General features: G+C 74.0%; 21 protein-coding genes. 13 read left to right on the top strand and 8 right to left on the bottom strand.

The features are described 5' to 3' along the window. The 3 genes from ACFYWG_RS10245 to ACFYWG_RS10235 all read right to left on the bottom strand — a co-directional run. Positions 1-473: PAS domain S-box protein (locus ACFYWG_RS10245; RefSeq protein WP_389200498.1), on the bottom strand; the 473-nt coding region annotated here is incomplete at its 3' end. A 200-nt stretch (positions 474-673) separates the two neighbouring features. Continuing rightward, positions 674-1,363 carry an ABC transporter ATP-binding protein gene (locus ACFYWG_RS10240; RefSeq protein WP_385421006.1) on the bottom strand — a complete coding sequence of 230 codons (690 nt, stop codon included), beginning with the start codon at positions 1,361-1,363 and terminating at the stop codon, positions 674-676. Next, positions 1,360-2,448: an ABC transporter permease gene (locus tag ACFYWG_RS10235; RefSeq protein ID WP_385421026.1), complete on the bottom strand. Its 1,089-nt coding sequence runs from the start codon at positions 2,446-2,448 to the stop codon at positions 1,360-1,362. Before ACFYWG_RS10235 ends, ACFYWG_RS10240 begins: the two co-directional genes overlap by 4 nt. A 172-nt stretch (positions 2,449-2,620) precedes the next feature. On the opposite strand from ACFYWG_RS10235, the gene ACFYWG_RS10230 reads away from it, so the two are divergent. Both ACFYWG_RS10230 and ACFYWG_RS10225 read left to right on the top strand, forming a co-directional pair. Beyond that, a complete protein-coding gene (locus ACFYWG_RS10230) occupies positions 2,621-3,841 on the top strand; it encodes a sensor histidine kinase (RefSeq protein WP_383503848.1) in 1,221 nt (406 codons plus the stop codon). Beyond that, the gene (locus ACFYWG_RS10225) at positions 3,838-4,476 is read left to right on the top strand and encodes a response regulator (RefSeq protein ID WP_383503849.1); all 639 of its coding nucleotides are present in this window, start codon (positions 3,838-3,840) and stop codon (positions 4,474-4,476) included. The genes ACFYWG_RS10230 and ACFYWG_RS10225 overlap by 4 nt, the downstream gene beginning before the upstream one ends. 84 nt (positions 4,477-4,560) lie before the next feature. Here the strand turns inward: ACFYWG_RS10225 and ACFYWG_RS10220 are convergent, their stop codons facing one another. Together ACFYWG_RS10220 and ACFYWG_RS10215 are read right to left on the bottom strand one after the other, a co-directional pair. Continuing rightward, on the bottom strand, positions 4,561-5,607 hold the full coding sequence (locus ACFYWG_RS10220) for a TerC family protein (RefSeq protein ID WP_383503850.1): 1,047 nt from the start codon (positions 5,605-5,607) through the stop codon (positions 4,561-4,563). Positions 5,608-5,676: 69 nt separating this feature from the next. Continuing rightward, positions 5,677-5,952 carry a hypothetical protein gene (locus ACFYWG_RS10215; protein WP_383503851.1) on the bottom strand — a complete coding sequence of 92 codons (276 nt, stop codon included), beginning with the start codon at positions 5,950-5,952 and terminating at the stop codon, positions 5,677-5,679. Positions 5,953-6,112: 160 nt separating this feature from the next. Here ACFYWG_RS10215 and ACFYWG_RS10210 point away from each other — a divergent pair, with 160 nt between their 5' ends. Beyond that, positions 6,113-6,457 carry a helix-turn-helix transcriptional regulator gene (locus ACFYWG_RS10210; RefSeq protein ID WP_376333099.1) on the top strand — a complete coding sequence of 115 codons (345 nt, stop codon included), beginning with the start codon at positions 6,113-6,115 and terminating at the stop codon, positions 6,455-6,457. 68 nt (positions 6,458-6,525) lie between these two features. Here ACFYWG_RS10210 and ACFYWG_RS10205 read toward each other — a convergent pair whose 3' ends face one another. Continuing rightward, a complete protein-coding gene (locus tag ACFYWG_RS10205; RefSeq protein ID WP_385421001.1) occupies positions 6,526-7,056 on the bottom strand; it encodes a universal stress protein in 531 nt (176 codons plus the stop codon). 312 nt (positions 7,057-7,368) lie between these two features. Here ACFYWG_RS10205 and ACFYWG_RS10200 point away from each other — a divergent pair, with 312 nt between their 5' ends. The 10 genes from ACFYWG_RS10200 (at position 7,369) to ppk2 (ending at position 18,767) form a co-directional block, all read left to right on the top strand. Beyond that, positions 7,369-7,947, top strand: coding sequence for a hypothetical protein (locus ACFYWG_RS10200; RefSeq protein WP_389200494.1), 579 nt, complete (start codon positions 7,369-7,371; stop codon positions 7,945-7,947). Further along, positions 7,944-9,533 carry an FAD-dependent monooxygenase gene (locus ACFYWG_RS10195; protein WP_385420997.1) on the top strand — a complete coding sequence of 530 codons (1,590 nt, stop codon included), beginning with the start codon at positions 7,944-7,946 and terminating at the stop codon, positions 9,531-9,533. The genes ACFYWG_RS10200 and ACFYWG_RS10195 overlap by 4 nt, the downstream gene beginning before the upstream one ends. Positions 9,534-9,663: 130 nt before the next feature. Continuing rightward, on the top strand, positions 9,664-10,545 hold the full coding sequence (locus tag ACFYWG_RS10190; protein ID WP_385420995.1) for a universal stress protein: 882 nt from the start codon (positions 9,664-9,666) through the stop codon (positions 10,543-10,545). A 154-nt stretch (positions 10,546-10,699) separates the two neighbouring features. Continuing rightward, entirely contained in the window at positions 10,700-11,203 is a 504-nt protein-coding gene (locus ACFYWG_RS10185; RefSeq protein ID WP_376333087.1) for a hydrogenase maturation protease, read from the top strand. Next, the gene (gene hypF / locus ACFYWG_RS10180; protein WP_389200491.1) at positions 11,200-13,488 is read left to right on the top strand and encodes a carbamoyltransferase HypF; all 2,289 of its coding nucleotides are present in this window, start codon (positions 11,200-11,202) and stop codon (positions 13,486-13,488) included. Before ACFYWG_RS10185 ends, hypF begins: the two co-directional genes overlap by 4 nt. A 5-nt stretch (positions 13,489-13,493) precedes the next feature. Beyond that, complete coding sequence (locus ACFYWG_RS10175) at positions 13,494-13,751, top strand: HypC/HybG/HupF family hydrogenase formation chaperone (protein WP_376333123.1); 258 nt, start codon at positions 13,494-13,496, stop codon at positions 13,749-13,751. 144 nt (positions 13,752-13,895) lie between these two features. Next, positions 13,896-16,592, top strand: a complete 2,697-nt coding sequence (locus ACFYWG_RS10170) for a GNAT family N-acetyltransferase (protein ID WP_389200489.1) — start codon at positions 13,896-13,898, stop codon at positions 16,590-16,592. A 40-nt stretch (positions 16,593-16,632) separates the two neighbouring features. Further along, positions 16,633-17,355 (top strand): CBS domain-containing protein, encoded by a 723-nt coding sequence (locus ACFYWG_RS10165; RefSeq protein ID WP_389200487.1) that lies wholly within the window; start codon positions 16,633-16,635, stop codon positions 17,353-17,355. 15 nt (positions 17,356-17,370) lie between these two features. Continuing rightward, positions 17,371-17,874, top strand: coding sequence for a flavodoxin domain-containing protein (locus ACFYWG_RS10160; protein WP_383503859.1), 504 nt, complete (start codon positions 17,371-17,373; stop codon positions 17,872-17,874). An 89-nt stretch (positions 17,875-17,963) separates the two neighbouring features. Continuing rightward, a complete protein-coding gene (gene ppk2, locus ACFYWG_RS10155; protein WP_383503860.1) occupies positions 17,964-18,767 on the top strand; it encodes a polyphosphate kinase 2 in 804 nt (267 codons plus the stop codon). A 55-nt stretch (positions 18,768-18,822) separates the two neighbouring features. Here ppk2 and ACFYWG_RS10150 read toward each other — a convergent pair whose 3' ends face one another. Together ACFYWG_RS10150 and ACFYWG_RS10145 are read right to left on the bottom strand one after the other, a co-directional pair. After that, entirely contained in the window at positions 18,823-19,728 is a 906-nt protein-coding gene (locus ACFYWG_RS10150; RefSeq protein ID WP_389200484.1) for a universal stress protein, read from the bottom strand. A 117-nt stretch (positions 19,729-19,845) separates the two neighbouring features. Continuing rightward, a complete protein-coding gene (locus ACFYWG_RS10145) occupies positions 19,846-20,916 on the bottom strand; it encodes a zinc-dependent alcohol dehydrogenase family protein (protein WP_383503862.1) in 1,071 nt (356 codons plus the stop codon). Positions 20,917-20,944: the final 28 nt, after the last annotated feature.

Below are 20,944 nucleotides of genomic sequence, written 5' to 3'. Positions count from 1 at the left end.
CGGACGGCCGCGGAGACCAGCAGCCCGTCGGCGGTCTCCAGTGGGCTCAGGCTGATCTCCACCGGGAACTCGGTGCCGTCCTTGCGCAGCCCGTGCAGTTCCAGCCCGGCCCCCATCGGCCGCACCTGCCGGCTCTCGGCGTACGCCTCCCGGTGCCGGGAGTGCTGCGGACGGAACCGCCCCGGGATCAGCAACTCCACCGACTGGCCCAGCAGTTCCGCCCGCCCGTACCCGAACAGCGACTCCGTCTGCGCGTTGACCAACCGGATCAGCCCCGCGTCGTCCACGATCACCATCGCGTCCGGCGCCGCCTCCAGCAGCCCCCGGAACCGCTCCTCGCCCGCTGCCAGGCCCTCCCCGGCCGGAGCGGTTGCCGCCGGCCCCTCCCCCGCCGGTCCGGTGCCGCAGCGACAGGACGGCGGTCCCGCCACCATGGCCCCGCGCGCCGGTACTGTGCTGTCCTCGTCGTCCATGGTGGCCCCACCCGGCTGGCATATCTACAGGAATCGGGCCATCACAGCGCATCGGCGTCCCCCGCACCCGCGCATGGCCTCTAATGGGCCATCAGTGGCCGAACCTGTCCACTTGTCTTCACAAGCCACCGCTTTCTGCATCCGCTCCGGTCGCACCGGCGGGGACAGGAGGGGGTGACCCGCGCCGGCCGGTCCTTTCCTCACGGCAGGTGCGATCGCCCTGCCACGGTCAGGCGCCCGTCCCGCATGTCGGCCACCTGGTCCGCGGCCGCGAGGTGGGCACGGTCGTGGGTGACCAGGACGGTCGCGGTGCCCCGCTCGCGGGTGAGGCGCGTGATGAGGTCGACGACGGCGGCCCCCCGTTGGTGGTCGAGAGCGCTGGTGGGCTCGTCGACCAGGAGCACGGCGGGGTCGTTCATCAGGGCGCGGGCGATGTTGATGCGCTGACGCTGGCCGCCGGAGAGCTGGTGGGGCCGGCGGCCGGCCAGGTCGGCCAGCCCGACGGCTCCGAGGAGTTCCGTCGCACGGGCGCTGGTGGCGCGGGGTCCGCGGCCGTCGATCCGAGCCAGCACCTCGAGTTGTTCCACCGCGGTCAGGGACGGCAGGAGATGCGGCTGCTGGAAGACGATGCCGATCTTGTGGCGGCGCAGTGCGGTCAGTTCGCCGCGGGTGAGGCCGGAGGTGGTCCGGCCGTCGATGGTGACACTGCCGGCGTCGGGTCCGATCAGCGTGGCGGCGACGGCCAGAAGGCTCGACTTCCCGGACCCGGACGGGCCCACCACCGCCGTCAGGCTGCCGCGGGGAACCTCCAGGTGGATCCGGTCGAGGGCCGTCAGACGGGTGTCTCCGTCGGGGAAGGTGAGAGTGATGCCGGTCAACGCGAGGCTCATCGGGCGCTCCCCAGGGCGGTCAGCGGTTCGACCGACGTGATGCGCCGGACGGACAGGGCGGCGCCCGAGGCGCCGAGAAGGGTGATCACAGCGGCGGGCGCCAGGGTGGTGGCCGGGGTGAGGAGGAAGGGCACCGCGCTGCCGGCCAGCAGTGCGCCGACGGCGGCGGCGATGCCGGTCCCGACGAGGGTGCCGCCGACGAGCAGGAGGAGCGCCTGGCCGAGAGCGTCCCGGAGAAGGTAGGCGGTGGGGGCTCCGAGGGCCTTGAGGACGGCGACGTCGCCGCTGCGCTGAATGGTCCAGATCGTGAAGAAGGCTCCGATGACGAGGGCGGAGATGGCGAACAGGAAGCCGCGCATCAGCTGGAGGGATCCGTTCTCGGAGGTGTAGGAACCGATCGCCGGCAGTGAGTCCTCGACGGTGACCGCCGTGGTGCCGGCTCTGCGGTCGATGGCGGCCGGGTCCGCTTCCGCGGTGGTGGTCACTGCGATGACGGTCGCCCTCGGGCCTTCCGGGCCTCCGGCGGGAGGCGCCGTCCGCTGCCAGGTGCCCAGGCTGGACCACACCACCGGGGTGTGGCTGAAGTGGGCGTCGCCCGCGACGGCGGCCACCTTGAGCAGGCGGCCCGCCAGCCCGAGGGAGTCGCCGGCCTCGACGCCGAGGTCGTCGGCGGCCGTGACGGACAGCACCACCGCGTCGTCCGTGATCCTTCCACCGTCCGGGGCGAGGACGGAGCCGGGCCGGACACCGAAGACCGACACCCCGGCGCTCCTGTCCCCGGCGGTGGCCATGGTGGTGGTGATCCCCAGCGGCTCCGCGCTCCGGACACCGTCCGATCCGGCCCACTGCTGCCACTGGCGTGCGGTCACGGTGGAGCGGGAGTACGACAGGTCCTGACCGCTGCCCGGCGCCCGGAACGCAATCAGGTCGGCGGGCAGCCCCGTGATCGCGGAGACGTTCTGCCTGCTCAGTCCCGCCGTCAGTCCGGACAGCAGTCCCACCAGCAGGGTGATCAGCACGATGACGGTTCCCATCAGGGCGAAGCGCCCCTTGGCGAACTTCAGGTCTCTCCAGGCGACGAACACGGCGTGGGCCTGTCCTTTCCGGCGATCGAAGCGGTACGGCCCCACTGTCACCGGCGGCCCCCTCCTCGCGCGTCCGGCAGAGGACGGCATTCGACGGGCCGGAAGCCGGAGCGCGGCTTCCATCTTTCGACAGAGGCCACCGGCCGCCGGTCTCCGTACCCTGGGACGCACTGTGAACAGCGCTCCTCCCACCCTCACCCCGACCACCCGGGCACTGGCCTGGTCCCTGCACCTGCTGGTCATCGGGCTGCTCGCTCTGGCCGCCGGTCGCGCCGCGGCCGACGGACGGCCCGACGCGGCATGGATCGTCGCCGCTGCGGCGGCGTGCGGCCTGGTGTACGCGGTCGGGCCCGTGCTGCCGTCCGTGCGCCGGTCGCGGCGCACGGCCGCGGTGTGGCTGACCGCCGTGGGCAGCTGCTGGCTGCTGCTGCTCGCCCTGTCCCCCGACGCCGTGTGGATGGCCTTCCCGCTCTACTTCCTGGAGCTGCACCTGCTGTCGCGCCGCGCCGGACTGGCGGCGGTGGCCGCCACCACGGCCGCGGCCGTCGCGGGCTTCGCCACCCACCAGGACTCCTTCAGCCCTGCCATGGCCATCGGCCCGGCGCTCGGTGCCGCTGTCGCGGTCGCGGTGGTGTGGGGATACCAGGCCCTGTACCGGGAGAGCGAACACCGCCGCAGACTGATCGAGGAACTCACCCGTGCACGCGCCGACCTGGCCGCCGCCCAGCACACCGCCGGTGTGCTCGCCGAGCGCGACCGTCTGGCCCGCGAGATCCACGACACCCTCGCCCAGGGCCTGACCAGCATCCAGCTGCTGCTGCGGGCCGCCGAACGAGCCCTGCCCCGGGCCCCGCAGGACGCAGCTCGCCATGTCGCTCAGGCACGGCAGGCCGCCGTCGACAACCTCGCCGAGGCCCGGCGCTTCATCGCCGCACTCACTCCTCCCACGCTGGACGGCACCACCCTGGCCGGCGCTCTGGACCGCCTGTGCGACACCGTGTCCGCCCGGCACGGGCTCACCGTGCGCTTCCGTTCCACCGGCGAGCCCGTCGCGTCCGCCACCGCGCAGGAGGTCGCACTGCTGCGCATCGCCCAGTCGGCCCTGGCCAACACCGTCCAGCACGCCGGGGCCGGCACCGCGGAGGTCACCCTGGGCCGGCACAGCGACCACGTCCGCCTCGAGGTGGTCGACGACGGGTGCGGCTTCGAGCCGGACCGGCTTCCCGCCCCGGACCCCGGGTCGCGCGGATTCGGGCTGCCCGCCATGCGCTCCCGCGTGCATGCCCTCGGCGGCACCCTCGCCCTCACGTCGTCTCCCGGAGGCGGCACCACGGTGACCGTTCGACTCCCCCTCACCGCGCCGGACCGCACGAGAACCGAGGCCCGCCCATGACCGAGGACGCCCCCGTGCGCCTGCTCCTGGCCGACGACCACCCCGTCGTCCGTGCCGGTCTGCGCGCCGTGCTGGAGACCGAGCCGGACCTGGTCGTCGTGGCCGAGGCCGCCACCGCCGAGGACGCCGTCACCCGTGCCGCCGCGGGCGACGTCGACGTCGTGCTGATGGACCTGCAGTTCGGCAAGGGCATGGGCGGCGCGGAGGCGACCGCTCTGATCACCGCGCGGCCGGCGGCTCCCCGCGTGCTGATCATCACCACCTTCGACAGCGATGCCGACGTGCTGCCCGCCATCGAAGCCGGCGCCACCGGCTACCTGCTGAAGGACGCTCCGCCGGAGGACCTGGCCTCTGCCGTACGGGCCGCAGCGACCGGCGGCACGACGCTGGCGCCGACCGTCGCGGACCGGCTGATGAACCGGCTCCGCGCCCCCCGCACGGCGCTGACCCCGCGGGAGACCGAGGTCGTCACGCTCGTCGCCGCGGGCCTGTCCAACCAGGCCATCGGTGCCCGCCTCCACCTCACCGAAGGCACGGTCAAGTCGCATCTGGCCCGCGTCTACGCCAAGCTCGGCGTCGACTCCCGCACCGCGGCCGTCGCCACCGCCACCGACCTCGGCCTGATCCGCCGCTGACCGGGCGCCCACCGGCGCGGGAGACCGAGGCGGGCTTCCGCGGAGCCCGCAGCGTCTCGACGCCGTCCTGGCCCGGTGGCTCGTTCACGGCAACGATGCGTCGGGCCGCCGCGCATCCGGGGCCGATACGGAGCCCGGCAGGGTTCCGGAGGCGGGCTCGGGGGCCTGCGGGCCGCCGCCGTCCTCGTCGGTGTCGTCCTCGTCGCCGCGAGTGGCGATCAGCGACCAGCCGATGGACACCGTGATGGTGACGGCGATGACGCCCAGGGTGAGGGGGATGGGCAGCTTCCCCACGGGGGTCTCGGACAGGATGAGTTTGACGCCGGCGAAGGCGAGCAGGACCGCCAGCCCGTAGTGCAGGTAGGTGAAGCGGCGCAGCAGGCCGGCGAGGCAGAAGTACAGACTGCGCAGGCCGAGGACGGCGAACGCGTTGGCGGTCCACACCAGGAAGGTGTTGGTGGTGATGGCGAGGATCGCCGCGACGGAGTCGACGGCGAAGATGAGGTCGGTGGCCTCGATGGCGACCAGCGCCACGAACAGCAGGGTCGCCACGCGCCGCCCGTCGATCCTGGTGAAGAAGCGTCCGCCGTGGAAGCGGGGATCGGTCGGGACGATCTTCCTGACCGCACGGACCACGAGGTTGCGGTCGGGGTGGACCTCTTCGTCCTTCGAGACGGCCATCTTGTAGCCGGTCCAGATCAGGAAGGCCCCGAAGAGGTAGGCGGTCCAGAAGAACAACTGCAGCAGTTCGGCGCCGACGAAGATGAACACCAGCCGGAAGACCAGAGCGCCGATCACACCCCAGAACAGCACCTTGTGCTGGTAGGCGTCCGGCACGGCGAAGAACGAGAAGACCAGCGCGAAGACGAAGACGTTGTCGATCGACAGCGCCTTCTCGATGAGGTAGCCCGCGTAGTAGGTGGAGGAGACCTCCCCTCCCTTCCAGGCGAGCAGGACCAGGCCGAAGGCGAGACCGATCGCGATCCACACTCCGGACCAGACGGCCGCTTCCTTGAAGCCGATCACGTGGTTGTCGCGGTGGGCGATCAGGTCGACGGCGAGCATGACGGCGATGACGAGCGTGACGGCGGCCCAGACCCACAGCGGGACGGTGAACGACAGGTCATTCATGGCGGATCGGCTTCCCTCGGGCTTGGAGTCGGGGGACGGAGGAGAGCAGGACGGTGCCGGGCCCGGCGGTTACGGAGGGGAGCCGGGCCCGCGCGACCCGATCACATGGGCATGCACCTCCTTCGTCGTCCGCGTCACGTGCGGGGCGGGGGTGGCAGCGTGGACGAGGGGGGCCACCAGCAGGACCGGTTCCCGGCGCGGGGCGGCCAGCCGCACCGCGACCTCCAGCACGGCCTGATCGTCACCGCCGGTGGTCAGCACCGCCGTGACCGGGCGCGGGAGGGACGGCGGCAGCGGCGGCGTGCCGACGGCAGGGCGGGACCGGCGAAGGGTGGAGGCAGACATCGGCACGCCCTTTCGGCGACGGCGAAGGTGCGAGAGGGGGGATATGTCCAGCCTCACCCGGCACCGCCACATACGTCAAGAGTTACGCGAAACAGTTTTCGTCAATGACGTTTCGCGAACTGCCGTGGGCGCGAGGCGGCACAGTCCTTAGGATGTGGCCATGAGCCGGCCTTCCTCCGCACGCGGTGACCACTGGACCTTCCTCACCAACCACGCCCGGGTCCTGATCTTCCTGGCGAACGACCCCGAGGCCCGCCTGCGGGACGTGGCCGACCGGATCGGCATCACCGAGCGGGCCGTGCAGTTGATCGTCGCCGACCTAGAAGCCGCCGGGTATCTGACCCGCACCCGGGTCGGCCGCCGCAACCGCTACACGATCGACCCCACGGTCGCCCTGCGTCACCCCAGCGAGGCCGACCACCCCGTCGGCGACCTGCTGACCACCTTCCTGCACCGCGAGGACAGCTCCGACGCCGACAGCGAAGCCGAGCACGCGTCACCCTGACGGGCGGGCGGCCCGGACCCGTCACACGAGCAGGCAGGTGCCGGACCCGCCGCACGGGCGGGCCGGCGTCAGGCCCGATGCACGGGAGGGCAGGGCGCGGTCAGAGGTGCCCAGGGCACGGGGGAAGCCGCCCGGACGACGGGGCCACCGCGCAGGGCGGCCGCCTCCATCACGGTGCACGCGTCCAGCCCCGCGGGCCCGGTGCGCGAGATCACCAGCGACGCGCAGTTCTGAGCCATCGCGAGGTCGAGCAGCGCCCGGGCGGCACCCAGCCGGCCGTCCCGCTCGGCGGGACGGTGCCAGACGGCCGCGTCGTAGGAGATGCCGGCCCGGAGGACGCGCGGCAGAGCCCGCCCCAGCACCGCCCGCACGGCCGCCCGCTCCGGGCGCAGCGCCACACCCCGCGGCGGCAGCGGTGGCATCAGCGCGATGAGCAGCAGCGGACCGCGATGCGCGACCGCGAGCCGGACGGCCACGTCCACGACGGAGGCGTCGTCGAGACGGTCGGCGAGCACCGCGCCCACCGGAAACCGCCGGCGGCGGCCGAGCGGTGCGTCCAGGGCGGAAGCGGTCGAGGGCGCAGAGGCAAGGGAGTTCATGACCGTCGCACCTTCCCGTGACGGAAGAGGGAGCCCCTCCAGCGTCACCTGGGCGTCGCGTGGAGGTCAACAGATTAGCGAAACTTTTTTCGCGTAAATTCTCTCGTGCATGTTCCCTCGTATGTGCGGCGTCAGACGGGTCGGGCCGTGGGGGTCGCCGCGACACGGCCGAGGTCACCCGCCCGCCATGGCCGCGGCCCGGAAGGCCACCGGCGCGACCGCCGAGGGCACCGGTCGCCGCCCGCATGCGCGGCGGCGGGGCCGGAGCGATCCTCGGAGAGGGGACACGGCACGGCCGGAAGGAGCCTCGTCATGCGGGAACAGAAGCCGCTCGCTCCGTTCGAGGCCTGGCGGGCCGTCGCTGCCTGCTTCCTCGTCTGCTGGGTGCTGCTGGCCCGCGGGCTCGTGCACGTGCCGGGCGAGCGCGTGGGATCGACAGTCCGCTTCGCCGACGGCTCCTCGGCGCGGGTGTACCGCGAGACCCGCCTCGGCAGCGGTCTGGCCGCGGATCCGTGCACCTTGGTCGTCGTGTTCCGCCTCCGGCTGATCCGGGGCCGGGGGCACGCCTTCTTCCGGGCGGAGAGCTGGCTGAACACACCGCTGTTCGTCGGCTTCCCGGGCTTCACCTCCAAGTTGTGGCTGACGGACGACGAGCACGGCCGCTACCGCGGCGTGTACGAGTGGGACGGCCCGGAACGCGCCGAGCGGTACGCGCGCGCCCTGTGGCGGGTGCTGGCCCTGGTCAGCGTCCCCGGCTCGATCCGGTACACCGTGCTGCCCGGGCTGCGCCGCGACGCCGTCCTCGCGGACCCCGGCCTGGCCGGCACCGCGGCCCCCGACGAGGAGGTCCCCGCGTGGGCCCGGCCGGCGGGCGACGGAACACGGCGATGAGCCCGGACGTCCTGGTCGTCGGGGCGGGGCCCACCGGTCTGACCCTCGCGCTGGAGGCCCACGACCACGGTGCCCGGGTCCGCATCGTCGAGCGGCGGCCCGACGCCTTCCGCCCCTCCCGGGCCCTGATCGTGCATCCCCGCACCCTGGAGGTGCTGCGCCCCCTCGGCGTCACCGGCGCCGTGCTGGAGCGGGCCGACACCGCTCCGACCGTGCTCCTCCGGCTCGGTCCGCGCAGCGTCGAGACGGCGCTGGCCGACTTCGACCTGCCCGGAACGGCGTTCCCGCACCTGAGCCTCGTGCGCCAGGCGGACGTCGAAGCCGTGCTGACGCGGGCACTCGGCGACCGGGGAGTGCGGGTGGAACGGGATACCGAACTGCTCGGCGCCCGTGACGAGGGCGACGGCGCGAAGGCCGTCCTGCGGACCCCGGGCGGCGTGGAGGAGGTCCGCTGCCGCTACCTCGCCGGCTGCGACGGCCCGGCCAGCACGGTGCGCTCCGCCGCCGGCTTCGGGTGGCGCGGCAGGCCGTACCGGGTCGAAGTCGTCCTCGCCGACCTCGACCTGACGAGCGCCTCCGGCCGGTCCCTGGTTTCCGGCGCCCAGGTGTTCCCCGCGCGTGAGGGACTGGTGCTCCTCTTCCCGCTCGGCGAGCAGGCCGCCTGGCGACTGCTGGCGACACGGAGGAGCGCCGGCGGCACCGCCGAGGACTTCGGGCAGCCGGGTGACGCCGTCGCACGGGACGAGCTCCAGGAGCTGCTGACGGACGCGGGCACGCGGACCCGGATCGAGAACCTGGCGTGGTCCGCGCGAGTCCCCCTGCGGTGCGGTCTGGCGCGGCGCTTCCGCATCGGACGGCTGTTCCTGGCCGGGGACGCGGCCCACAACTACTCGCCGGCCACCGGCCAGGGCATGAACGCCGGCGTCCAGGACGCGGTCAACCTCGGCTGGAAGCTCGCGCTGGCGTCGCAGCGGGCCGGAGGGGACTCCCCCACCCGAGCCGACGGCGACCCGCTGCTGGACTCGTACGAGCAGGAGCGCAGGCCGGCCGCCCACCACCGGCTCCTGCTGACGCACGCGGCGTTCTGGGCGGAGGCGTCCTCCGGGCGGATCCCGTCCTGGCTGCGTGGTGCGGCCGCCCCGTACGCGGCTCCGGTCGTGCCCGCGCTGCTGCGGCGGCGCCGCCTGGTCGCCGAAGCCGTACGCGTGGTGTCGCAGCTGCGGGTGACGTACCGGCGCAGCCCTCTGTCGGTGCAGGGAACGCCCGTGCTGCGCGGCGCCCCCCGCCCGGGCGACCGCGTCCCGGACGCCGCTGTCGACGTGGCCGGCTCCCCCGGGCGGCTGCACGAGCTGCTGGCGCACCCGGGTGCGCACCTGCTGCTGCAGCGCGACGCCGCTGCCCCGCCGCCGGCACCGACCGGGTCCTACGTCTCCGTCCTGCGCCTGACGAGCAGCCCGGGCCGCGGCATGGTGGCGGTCCGCCCGGACGGACACGTCGGCTTCCAGTGCGGTGGCGCGGATGCGGCGGGGCTGATCCGCTGGCTCCGGCTGGCCGGCCTCGATCCGTCGGCCCCGGACCGGGAGTGACGGGGCCCGCCGGTTCCGGACCCGTCCGGCTTCTGGCGGCCACGGCCGGCCGTCGCCGCGCCCTGGAGGCAGGAGGGCCTCGCCGGGGTGAAGCTGGAGAGGTGGAACCGGCTTCGGCGGCGAGGGAGTCATGGTGCCTGGTCTGGTGATCGTGGGGGTGGACGGTTCGGCGTCGGGGCTGGCCGCGACCGAGCAGGCAGCCCGGGAGGCACGGTGGCGCCGGGCCGAACTGCGCGTCGTCCACGCGTTCGTCCTGCCCGCGCCGTTCGCACGGTCGGCGTCGTCCACCGGGCTGCCGGAGTCCGAGCTGCGCGGTGCGGCCGAGCAGCACGTGGACGAGGCGGTCGAACGGGCCCGGGCGGTGGCGCCCGGCGTCGCCGTGCACCCGGTCGTGATCGACGCCGAGCCCGTGACCGTCCTGGAGGCACAGTCACGGGGTGCGGACCTGGTGGTCGTCGGCTCCGGGGGCCGAGGCGGCTTCGCGGGGCTCCTCACGGGCTCGAAGGCGGTGCACCTGGCCGCACACGGTGCGTGTCCCGTGCTCGTCGTGCGCGAGGCGTCGCAGGCCGACGGCCCGGTCGTGCTCGGAGTGGACGGCTCGGTCACCGGGGCGAAGGCCGTCGACTTCGCCTTCACGGAGGCGGCCCTGCGCAAGGCACCGCTGGTGGCCCTGCACTGCTGGACCGTGTGGAGTCCCACGGCGCCCGCGCCGCCGGCCGCCTCGGGGTCGCCGGTGGATCCCTCGGAGGCGCTCGCCGAGAGGGCGGAGATCCTGCTGCGGGAGGCACTGGCCGACGCCCGGGAGCGGTACCCGGGTGTGACGGTGCGGGGCGAGGCGGTGCACGGCGGGACGAGGGAAGCCCTCATCAGGGCGAGCCGGTCGGCTCAGCTCGTGGTGGTCGGCGCGCGCGGGCGCGGCGGGTTCGCCGGGCTGCTGCTGGGTTCGGTCAGCCAGGCGGTGCTGCATCACGCTCACTGCCCGGTCGCGGTGGTGCGGGGCATGCACCCGTGAGGTGCGCGCTGGACGGCTTCTCCGGCCGGAGGAGTCCTCAGCCGGCGACCCGCTCGCCGCTGCCCGCGCTCCACCAGCCTCATGGGCGCTCCGCCCGGTGCATCGGGGCCCTTCGGCCCTGGATCGGCGCGCGGGCAGGGCCCAGCGTGGAGTCATGGGGTCAGGACGAATCGTCGTGATCGGCGTCGGGAACGAGTTCCGGCGCGACGACGGTGCGGGCCGGGCGGTCGCCGCTCTGCTGGCGGAGCGGGCCACCACCGGGGCCCTCCCGCCGGGCACCGTGGTGTCGGTGTGCGACGGGGACCCGGCCCGGCTGATCGGGTTGTGGGAAGGCGCCGGGCTGGCTGTGGTCGTGGACGCCGCGTACGCGCAGCCGGCGACTCCGGGCCGGATCCACCGCATCTCACTGGGCGACGAACGGCCGGGGCGGGCCGCGACGACCAGCTCGCACGGGCTCGGTCTCGGTGAGGCCGTCGACATGGCCCGTGCACTGGGGCGGTTGCCGGGGCGCCTCGTCGTGTACGCGGTGGAGGGCTCGGACTCGTCCCTGGGCACCGGCCTGACGCCTGCCGTGGCGGACGCCGTCGACATCCTCGCGGACGCGATCGAGGGCGAGCTGCTCCGTCACCGTGCCGCGGAGACGGGGAGCGGGCGATGACCGTACGGGGTTTCCGTGTCTTCGGGGTCGTGCAGGGTGTCGGCTTCCGCCCCTTCGTGTACCGCACCGCCCACGCCCTCGGACTGGACGGCTGGGTCGCGAATGTGGCGGGCCATGTGGAGGGCGAGGTCGCCGGCGACTCCCGGGTCATCGACGAGTTCGCCGCCCGCCTCGGCACGCAGGCACCGCCCCTGGCCCGCGTGCGGCGGGTCGAACTGACCGGCGCCGACGACAGCCCGGGCGCGGGATTCCGGGTCCGGGAGAGCACGTCCTGCCGCGCGTCCGGCCGCACGGGCAGCCCGGTTCGGGAGATCCCGCCCGATGCCGCGATCTGCGACGCCTGTCTGCGGGAGCTGTACGACCCCGCCGACCGGCGCTACCGCTATCCGTTCATCAACTGCACCGACTGCGGCCCCCGGGCGACGATCATCGAGGATCTCCCCTACGACCGTGCCCGCACCACCATGCGGCACTTCCCGCTGTGCCGCGACTGCGCCGCCGAATACGCCGACCCCGGCAACAGGCGCTTCCACGCCGAGCCGGTCGCCTGCCCCGCGTGCGGGCCCCGGATCGCCTACGGCGGCCTGAGGGGCCCGGCTGCCCTGCGGGCCGCTGCGCAGGCGCTCTCGGCGGGAGCCGTCGTCGCGCTGAAGGGACTCGGCGGTTACCAGCTGGTGTGCGACGCCACGGACAGCGAGGCCGTGGCGGCGCTGCGCGAGCGGAAGCACAGGCCCGCCAAACCGTTCGCGGTCATGGTCCGCGACATGGAGGCGGCCGTCCGGCTGGCCCGCGTCAGCCGCACCGAGCGGGCGGTGCTCGTCTCGCCGGCACGTCCGGTGGTGCTGCTGGCGCCGCGGCGCGAGCACCTCATCGCGCCCGAGGTCGCCCCCGGAGTCCCGCGCACCGGCCTCTTCCTCCCCACGACCGGCCTGCACCACCTCCTGCTGGACGAGGTGGACCGCCCCCTGGTGGTGACGAGCGGCAACCTCGCGGACGAGCCGATCGCCGTCGGGGAGGCCGAGGCGTTCGGTGCGCTCGCCTCCGTCGCCGACGGGTTCCTCACCCACGACCGGCCCATCCGGGCCCGTTACGACGACTCGGTGGTGCTGATCGGGGGCCGGCAGCGCATCACCGTCCGCCGGGCCCGCGGGCTGGCGCCCGCGCCCCTCCCCCTCACCGTCCGGACGCCGCTGGCCGGGGTGGGCGCCCAGCTGAAGCACACGTTCACGCTCGCGGGAGACGGGCGGGCGTACCTGGGGCCGCACACCGGCGACCTGGCCGACGCGGCGACGTACGAGGCCTTCCTGCGGTCCTGGGCCGACCTGAAACGGCTGACCGGGATCGAGCCGGTCGCGCTGGCGCACGACCTGCATCCCGGCTACCTGTCCACTCAGTGGGCGCAGGAGCAGGACCTGCCGCGCATCGGGGTCCAGCACCACCACGCGCACGTGGCCGCCGTCGCCGCCGAGCACGGGGTGAGCGGCCCCTTCCTCGGGGTCGCCTACGACGGTCTCGGCCTCGGCGACGACGGCACCCTGTGGGGCGGTGAGATCCTGCTCGCCGGGCTGAGCGGCTACCGCCGGGTGGGCAGGTTCGCGACCGCACCCCTGCCCGGCGGTGACGCGGCCGTGCGCCACCCCTCCCGTGCCGCCCTGGGCCACCTCCTGGACCCCGAGCCCTTGGGCACACCCCTCCCCTCCCCCGCGCTCGTCCGCCGCGCCACCGAGCAGCTCGACCGGGATGAGGCCGCCGTGGTGCGGGCGATGGTGGCCCGCCGGGTCAACTGTCCCCGGGCGTCCAGTGCGGGACGCCTGTTCGACACGGTGTCGGCGCTCCTGGGGACGGCGGCCGGTCCCGTCAGCTACGGAGGCGAGGCGGCCGTCCGGCTGGAGGCCATGGCGGGGGCGGCGCACGCCGTGCCGCTGGCCCACCGGGTGGTCCGGGTGCGCGGCCTGTGGGTGTACGACTCGGCCGTCACCCTCACCGAGCTGCTGGAGCGGCTGGCCGACGGCGAAGAGGCGCGGGACCTGGCTGCCGCCTTCCACCTCACGCTCGCGCGTGTCACGGCCGACCTCGTCGCCCGGGCCGTCGAGGGCGGCGCGCCCCGCACCGTCTGCCTCGGAGGGGGCTGCTTCGTCAACGGCCGCCTGCTGGCGGAGGTGCGGCGCCTGCTGCGCTCCCAGGGGCTGCGGGTCCTGGTCGGGCACGAGGTGCCGGTCGGTGACGGCGGCATCAGCTACGGCCAGGCCGCGGTGGCGGCGGCCCGGCTCGGAACGGAGAGGTGAGCACGATGTGCCTGGGCATCCCCGGTCAGGTCCTGCGCGTGCGGGAGGAGAGCGGACTGCGGATGGCGACGGTCGACTTCGGCGGGGTACGGCGCGAGGTCTGCCTCGCCTACACACCCGGTGCGGGCGTCGGCTCCTACGTCGTCGTGCACGTCGGTTTCGCCATCACCGAGATCGACGAGGCCGAGGCGCGGCGCACGCTCGACGTGCTGCGGGCCATGGCCGACGCCGTCGAGACCGAACTCGGCGAGCCCCTGCCCTGAGCCGCCGTCCCGGGCCGTCGGACACGGGCCGGTCGGACACGGGCCCGGGCCGGTGGACCCGCCGGCGTGCCCGACCGGCCCATCGATCCCGCGCCGCGCGCGAGCGAGGCTGAGTGGTGCGGACCTGCCGACGAAAGGCACGCCATGACCGTCATCCCGGCATCCGGCGAACGGGTGCACGCTCTGCTCACCGACGGTACGACGGTGTGCGTCCGGCCGGCCCGGCCGGACGACCAGGAGCCCGTCCTCCAGCTGTACGCGGACATGTCGCAGGCCGACCTGCGCCTGCGCTTCTTCTCCGTGAGCCGCCGCTCCGCCGAGCAGGCCGCCGCGCGACTCGCCCGGCCCCCGGAATCCGGCTACCACGCGCTGGTGGCCGAGCACGCGGGCCGGATCATCGGGATCGCCGAGTATCAGACCGAACCCGGAAGCACCGAGCGGTCCGCCGAGGTCTCCGTGGCGGTCTCCGACGGACGCCACCACCGCGGAGTGGGCACGCTCCTGCTGGAGCACCTCGTCTCCGCCGCCCGCGCGCGGGGGGTCACGACCTTCACCGCGGTCGCACTCGCCGAGAACCACGACATGCTCAAGGTCTTCTCCGACCTGGGTCTGCGCACCGACCGGCGGTTCGACGGGCCCGAGGTGCACTGCGTGATCCCCCTGGACGAGACCGAGGACTACCTCCGGCGTGTCGAACTGCGCGGGCAGGCCGCCGACGTGGCCAGTCTCGTGCCGCTGCTGCGGCCCCGGTGCGTCGCGGTCGTCGGGGCGGGGCGCCGGCCGGGATCGGTGGGCCGGGCCGTGCTGCACAACCTGACGACCGGCCGCTTCCCGGGTGATCTGTACGCGGTGAACCCGACGGCGACGTCCGTCCACGGCGTCCGCTCCTACCCGTCGGTGGGTGCCCTTCCCCAGGTTCCCGACCTGGTGGTCGTCGCCGTCCCGGCCGCGGCGTGCGCGCAGGTCGCCGAGGAGTGCGGGCGATCGGGTGTCCGAGCGCTGCTGGTGGTCTCCGCCGGTCTCGACGCCCGTCAGGCGCGAGACCTGCTCGCCGCCTGCCGCAATCACGACATGCGTCTGGTGGGCCCCAACTGTCTGGGGCTGGCCAACACCGAGGAGGGGGTGCGTCTCGACGCGACCTTCGCCGCCGCCCACCCCGCACCCGGCAGCGCCGGCGTCGCCGTGCAGTCCGGTGGCGTCGGCATCGCCCTGCTGGGCGGTCTGGCACGACTCGGCATCGGCGTGTCCAGCTTCGTCTCGCTCGGGGACAAGTACGACGTCAGCGGCAACGACCTGCTGCAGTGGTGGGAGTCCGACGAGCGGACCGAACTGGCCCTGCTGCACCTGGAGTCCTTCGGGAACCCGCGGGCCTTCTCCCGTACCGCGCGCCGCGTCACCCGCCGCATGCCCCTGCTGACCGTCGACGCCGGCCGCACCGAGGCGGGCCGCCGGGCCGCCGCCTCCCACACCGCGGCTGCCGCCACGACGACGATGACCCGGCGTGCCCTGTTCCTCCAGGCCGGGATCACCGCCACCCGCACCGTCCCCGAACTGCTGGAGGCCGCGGCCCTGCTGCACGCCCAGCCGCTGCCCGCCGACGGCCGGGTCGCCGTGGTCACCAACGCGGGCGGCGCGGGAGTGCTGGCCGCCGACGCCTGCGCGGAGGCCGGACTGGTCCTGCCGCCGCTGCCGCCCGGGCTCGTCGACGACCTGAGGAGCCTGCTGCCACCGGGGGCGAGCACCGCCAACCCCGTCGACGCGACGGCGGCCGTCTCGGAGGGACAGCTGCGCTCCTGCGTGGACCGGCTGGCCGCCCACGACGGCATCGACGCGATCCTCGTCGCGCTGGTCCCGACCGCCGTCGCGGCGGCCACCGGCGACGATCTGGTCCGCGCCGTCACCCGTGCGCCGGCGCGGCGCTCCCGCACGACCGCTGCCGTCCTGCTCGACCAGGAGGTGCCGGTGCGGCTGCTGCCGACGGACACGGGCCGGTTGCCGGCCTACGCCGATCCGCAGGCGGCGGCCCGCGCCCTCGCCCACGCCGTGGAGCGTGCCCGCCGGCTGGCCCGGCCGCCGGGCACCGTCCCCGCCCTGGACGGCGTCGACACGCCACGGGCGCGGAGCCTGGTGGACCGGTTCCTGCGGAAGCGTCCCGACGGCGGGTGGCTGGACCCGCGCCTGTGCGCCGAACTGCTCGGCTGCTACGGCGTCCCGCAGGCGCCGTGGGCCTGGGCCGAGACCGAGGACGAGGCGGTCCGGGCCGCCGACCGGCTCGGAGGTGCGGACGGGCGGGTCGTCCTGAAGGCGCATTGGCCGGGCCTCGTGCACAAGACGGCCCACCACGCGGTCCACCTGGACGTGCGCGGCGAGGCACAGGTGCGCGCCGCCTTCCGGGACTTCGATGTCCGCTTCGGTCACGTCATGACCGGGGTGGTCGTCCAGCCGCTCGCTCCGCGCGGCATCGAACTGTTCGCGGGCGTGGTGCAGGACGAGGTGTTCGGGCCGCTGGTCCTGTTCGGTCTCGGTGGGACGGCGACGGAGGTCCTGGCCGACCACGCGGCACGGCTCGCCCCGCTCACCGATCTGGACGCGCGCGACCTGATCACCGCACCGCGTTGCGCACCGCTGCTGTTCGGGCAGGACGGCTCCCGCCCCGTCGACGTCACCGGGCTGGAACACCTGCTGCTGCGGCTCTCGCGCCTGGCGGGCGACCTGCCCGCACTCGCGGAGCTGGACCTCAACCCCGTCCTCGCACGGCACGAGGCCGTCACCGCCCTCGACGCGCGGATCCGGCTCCTGCCGCGCCGCGCCCACGACCCCTATCTGCGCAGGCTCCGCTGAACCCGAACGTCCGGGTGTGGACCGAAGGAGGCGCAAGACCATGAAGCACAGCAAGGTCGGTGCGCTCATGACGGCCGAGGTCGTTCGCGCCGAACCCGGGACGTCGTTCAAGGAGGTCGCCCGGCGACTCGCCCGGCACGGAATCAGCGGTCTGCCGGTGGTGGACGACGACGAGAAGGTCCTCGGTGTCGTCTCCCGAACGGACGTGCTGCTCAGGCAGGCCGAGGTTGCCGGCCCGTACGGGCCCGCGGGCGGGCGGCGCCGGCTGCCGGGGGCGGGGGCCCGCCGGAGCGGGGCACGCGCGCGTACGGCGGGACAGCTCATGTCCACGCCCGCCGTCACGGTCCGCAGCGACGCGACCGTGGTGGAGGCCGCCAGGATCATGGCCCGGCACGACGTCGCGCGACTGCCGGTCGTCGACGACGAGGAGCGCCTCGTCGGGATCGTCTCCCGCCGCGACCTCCTGCAGGTGTTCATGCGCCCCGACGCGGAGATCCGGGACGCGATCCGGCACGAGGTGCTGGGCCGGGCGCTGTGGCTGCCGGCCGACGCCGTCGACGTGGACGTGCGCGAGGGCGTCGTCACGCTGAGCGGGCAGCTCGAACGCCGGGTCGAGAGCACCGCGGCGGTGGAGATGTGCCGGCACCTGGACGGGGTGGTCGCCGTCGTCGACCACCTCACCCACCGCTTCGACGACTCCCGGTCGTCGCCCGGCGAACCCGCCCTGCACGTGATCCCCCACCACTGGCAGCACAAGCCGTGAGGAGGCTCGACGATCATGGACAAAAAGGTACTGGTGGCCTACGGCTCCACCAACGGATCGACGGCCGAGATCGCCGGCCGTGTCGGTGAGGTCCTGGCCGGCCGCGGCCTGGACGTGGAGGTGCGGGCCGCCTCGGAGGTCACCGATGTCGCCGGCTACGACGCGGTCGTCCTCGGCGGAGGCCTCTACGCGGGCCGCTGGCAGCGCGATGCCCGGCGCTTCGCCCGGAGGTACCGCACGGCGCTCGCCGCACGGCCGGTGTGGCTGTTCAGCAGCGGCCCGCTGGACCCGTCGGCGTCCGAACGCGACATCCCTGCGGCGCCGGGGGTGCAGCGCGTGGCCGACCGCATCGGTTCCCGGGGCCACATCACGTTCGGAGGCCGCCTGGAAGGCGAGGTCAAGGGCCGCCTGGCCCGGATGATCGTGAACTCGGGGAAGGGCGGCGACTACCGGGACTTCGACCGGATCAGCGCCTGGGCGGCCGGGGTCGCCCGGGAGCTGACCGTCCCCGCGGAGTGACCCGGCCGAACGGCCCGCCGTGCGTTGCCGCCCGTCCGACAGTACGGTGCCTGCACGGTGTCGCGACCAAGCCCCGAGCGGGAGACGGCATGACGGACAGCAAGGCGGCGAAACTGCCCCGCAAGACCTACGAGAAGGAACTGACCCGTCTGCAGATGGAGTTGGTGAAGCTCCAGGAGTGGGTGCGTGCGCAGGGCGCACGGCTGGTCGTCGTCTTCGAGGGGCGGGACGCGGCGGGCAAGGGCGGCACGATCCAGCGGGTGACCGAGCACCTCAACCCGCGTGTCGCGCGGATCGCGGCGCTGCCCAGGCCCACCGAGCGCCAGCGCAGCCAGTGGTACTTCCAGCGCTACGTCGAGCACCTGCCCGCCGGCGGGGAGATCGTCCTGTTCGACCGGTCCTGGTACAACCGGGCGGGCGTCGAGCACGTGATGGGCTTCTGCACGCCGGAGGAGTACCGGCTCTTCCTGCGCCAGTGCCCGCTCTTCGAGCGGATGCTGGTGGAGGACGGCATCCTGCTGCGCAAGTACTGGTTCTCGGTCAGCGACACCGAGCAGCAGGAGCGCTTCCGCAAGCGCCTCGAGGACCCGCTGCGCCGCTGGAAGCTGTCGCCCATGGACCTGGAGTCCATCACCCGCTGGGAGGCGTACTCGCGCGCCAAGGACGAGATGATGGTGCACACCGACATCCCGGAGGCTCCCTGGTACGTCGTCGAGAGCGACGACAAGCGGCGAGCCCGGCTCAACATGATCGCGCACCTGCTGGACACCGTGCCGTACCACGAGGTGCCCCCGCCGGTGCTGGAACTGCCCGACCGGCCGCCCTCGACGGGATACCGGCGTCCTCCGCGCGATCTGCAGGCCTACGTCCCCGACCACGCGGCACACCTGTGAGGGGGCGGCCTCCCGGGCCGCCCCCTGTCGATGCCACGCCGCCCGCCGGGCCGGGTCAGCCGTGGGCCACCACGGCGACGGGGACGACGGCGTGATGCAGCACGGCGTGCGCGACGGGGCCGATGTGCACCCCGAGAGGGCTGCGCCGTGTCCGCCGCCCCACCACGACCAGCGAGGCGTAGCGGGAGGAGCTCACGAGCTGGTCCGCGGCGCTGCCGGCGCGGGAGGCCTCGATGACCTCGACCGCCGGGTACTTCTCCCGCCAGGGACGCAGTGCCTCGCTGAGGTCGGCCGCGTACTCCCGGGCGAGTTCGTCGCGGACACTCACGTGGTCGGACAGGCCGTGCAGGGTGTACGGCGGGGGTGTCCAGGCGTGCAGGACGCGCAGGGAGGTGTCGCGGCGGGCCGCCTCCTCGAAGGCGAACGCGACGACCGTGTCGTCGGGGCTGCGCGTGTCGAGCCCCAGCAGCACGGGACGGAACCGCGTCGCCGCGGACGGTATCCCGGCCGGATCCATGGCGTGCTCGTCCGCCGCCTGCTCTCCCGAGCGCACCAGCACCACCGGTGTCTCGGTCCGCGCGATGACGGCCTGTCCGACGGATCCGATCATGAACCCGCCGAGCCCGCTCAGTCCCCGGGACCCGAGGACCAGCAGTTCGGCGTCCCTGGCCACGTCCACCAGCACGTCGCCCGGTACCCCGTTCAGCCGGATCGCGCTCACGTCGACTCCCGGGTGACGCGCCGCCAGCCCTTCGGCGGCTCCGCGCGGAACCTGCTCGCTCCAGTGCTTGAGGGTCTGCGTCCCGAGCAGCGGTGCCTGCGCCATCGGTTGCGCAACCGGCTCCCAGACGTGCACCAACCGCAGGGACAGCCCACGCAGATCGGCCTCACGGGCCGCCCATTCGGCGGCCGCCCGGCTCTCGGAGGAGCCGTCGAGGCCCACGATGATGTAGCGCAACATGCTGTCCACCTCCTGACTCGCTTCCCACCTTCAGCTTCGCGCCGGGCGGCGGCCGCGGGGCAGGGGTCGCAGGTCCCGCCCCGGGACCGTTCGGCCCCATGGGCGAGGGCCGGTCGCTCACGCGGCCGGGACGGCCAGTTCGTCGTGCGGCTTGCCGCCCAGGACGACCTTCAGCGCGCCGGTGTCGGCGGCGCGGGCGAAGACCTCGTACGCCTCCTCCATCTGGTCGAGGGCGAAACTGTGCGTGACCAGATCGGTGGTCGGCATCCGCCCGGAGGCCGCCATCCTCAGCAGCGTCGGGGTGGAGGACGTGTCCACCAGACCGGTGGTGATGGTCACGTTCTTGATCCACAGGTCTTCGAGGTGGAGGGCCGCGGGCTTGCCGTGGACGCCGACGTTGGCCACGCGTCCGCCGGGCCGGACCATGCGCGTGCACATCTCGAAACTCTCGGGCACGCCCACCGCCTCGATCACCACGTCGGCACCGATACCGCCGGTGAGATCGGCGACCAGTTGCTCCGGTTCGTCGCGCACCGGGGCGACGGCATCGGCACCGAACCGCCTGGCGGCCTCCAGCCGCGCGTCGGCGAGGTCCACCGCGATGATCCGTTCCGGCGAGTACAGGCGGGCGGTGATGATCGCGGCCAGCCCGATGGGGCCGGCACCGACGACGGCGACCGTGTCACCGGGGCGTACAGCGCCGTTGAGCACGCCCACCTCGTACGCGGTGGGGAAGATGTCCGCGAAGAGCACCGCGTCCTTGCTCTCCAGTGCGCCGGGCAGCGGGTGCACGGAGAGGTCGGCGTGCGGCACCCGGACGTACTCCGCCTGTGTGCCGTCGATCAGGTGGCCGAGGATCCAGCCTCCACCGCCCCGGCACTGCCCGTAGGCGCCGTCCTTGCAGAAGCGGCAGCGGCCGCAGGCCGTGATGCAGGAGACGAGGACCCGGTCTCCCGGCCGGACCGTGCGCACGTCGCTGCCGGTCTCGACGATCTCCCCGACAGCCTCGTGGCCCAGCACCGTCCCGGGGGGTACCTCCGGCACGTCGCCTTTCAGGATGTGCAGATCGGTTCCGCAGATCGTGACGGTGTCGACCCGCACGATGGCGTCGGTGGGGTCCTTGATCCCCGGGTCCGGAACGTCTTCCCAGGCGGACTTCCCGGGGCCGTGGAAAACGTAGCCCTTCATGTCCGTTCCTCCTCGGTCTCCGGCCCTT

The organism is Streptomyces sp. NPDC003456, from assembly GCF_042878735.1.
Classification (GTDB): domain Bacteria; phylum Actinomycetota; class Actinomycetes; order Streptomycetales; family Streptomycetaceae; genus Streptomyces.
The sequence above is the reverse complement of the archived record's forward strand: the minus strand, read 5'-3'. Positions and strand labels throughout refer to the sequence as shown.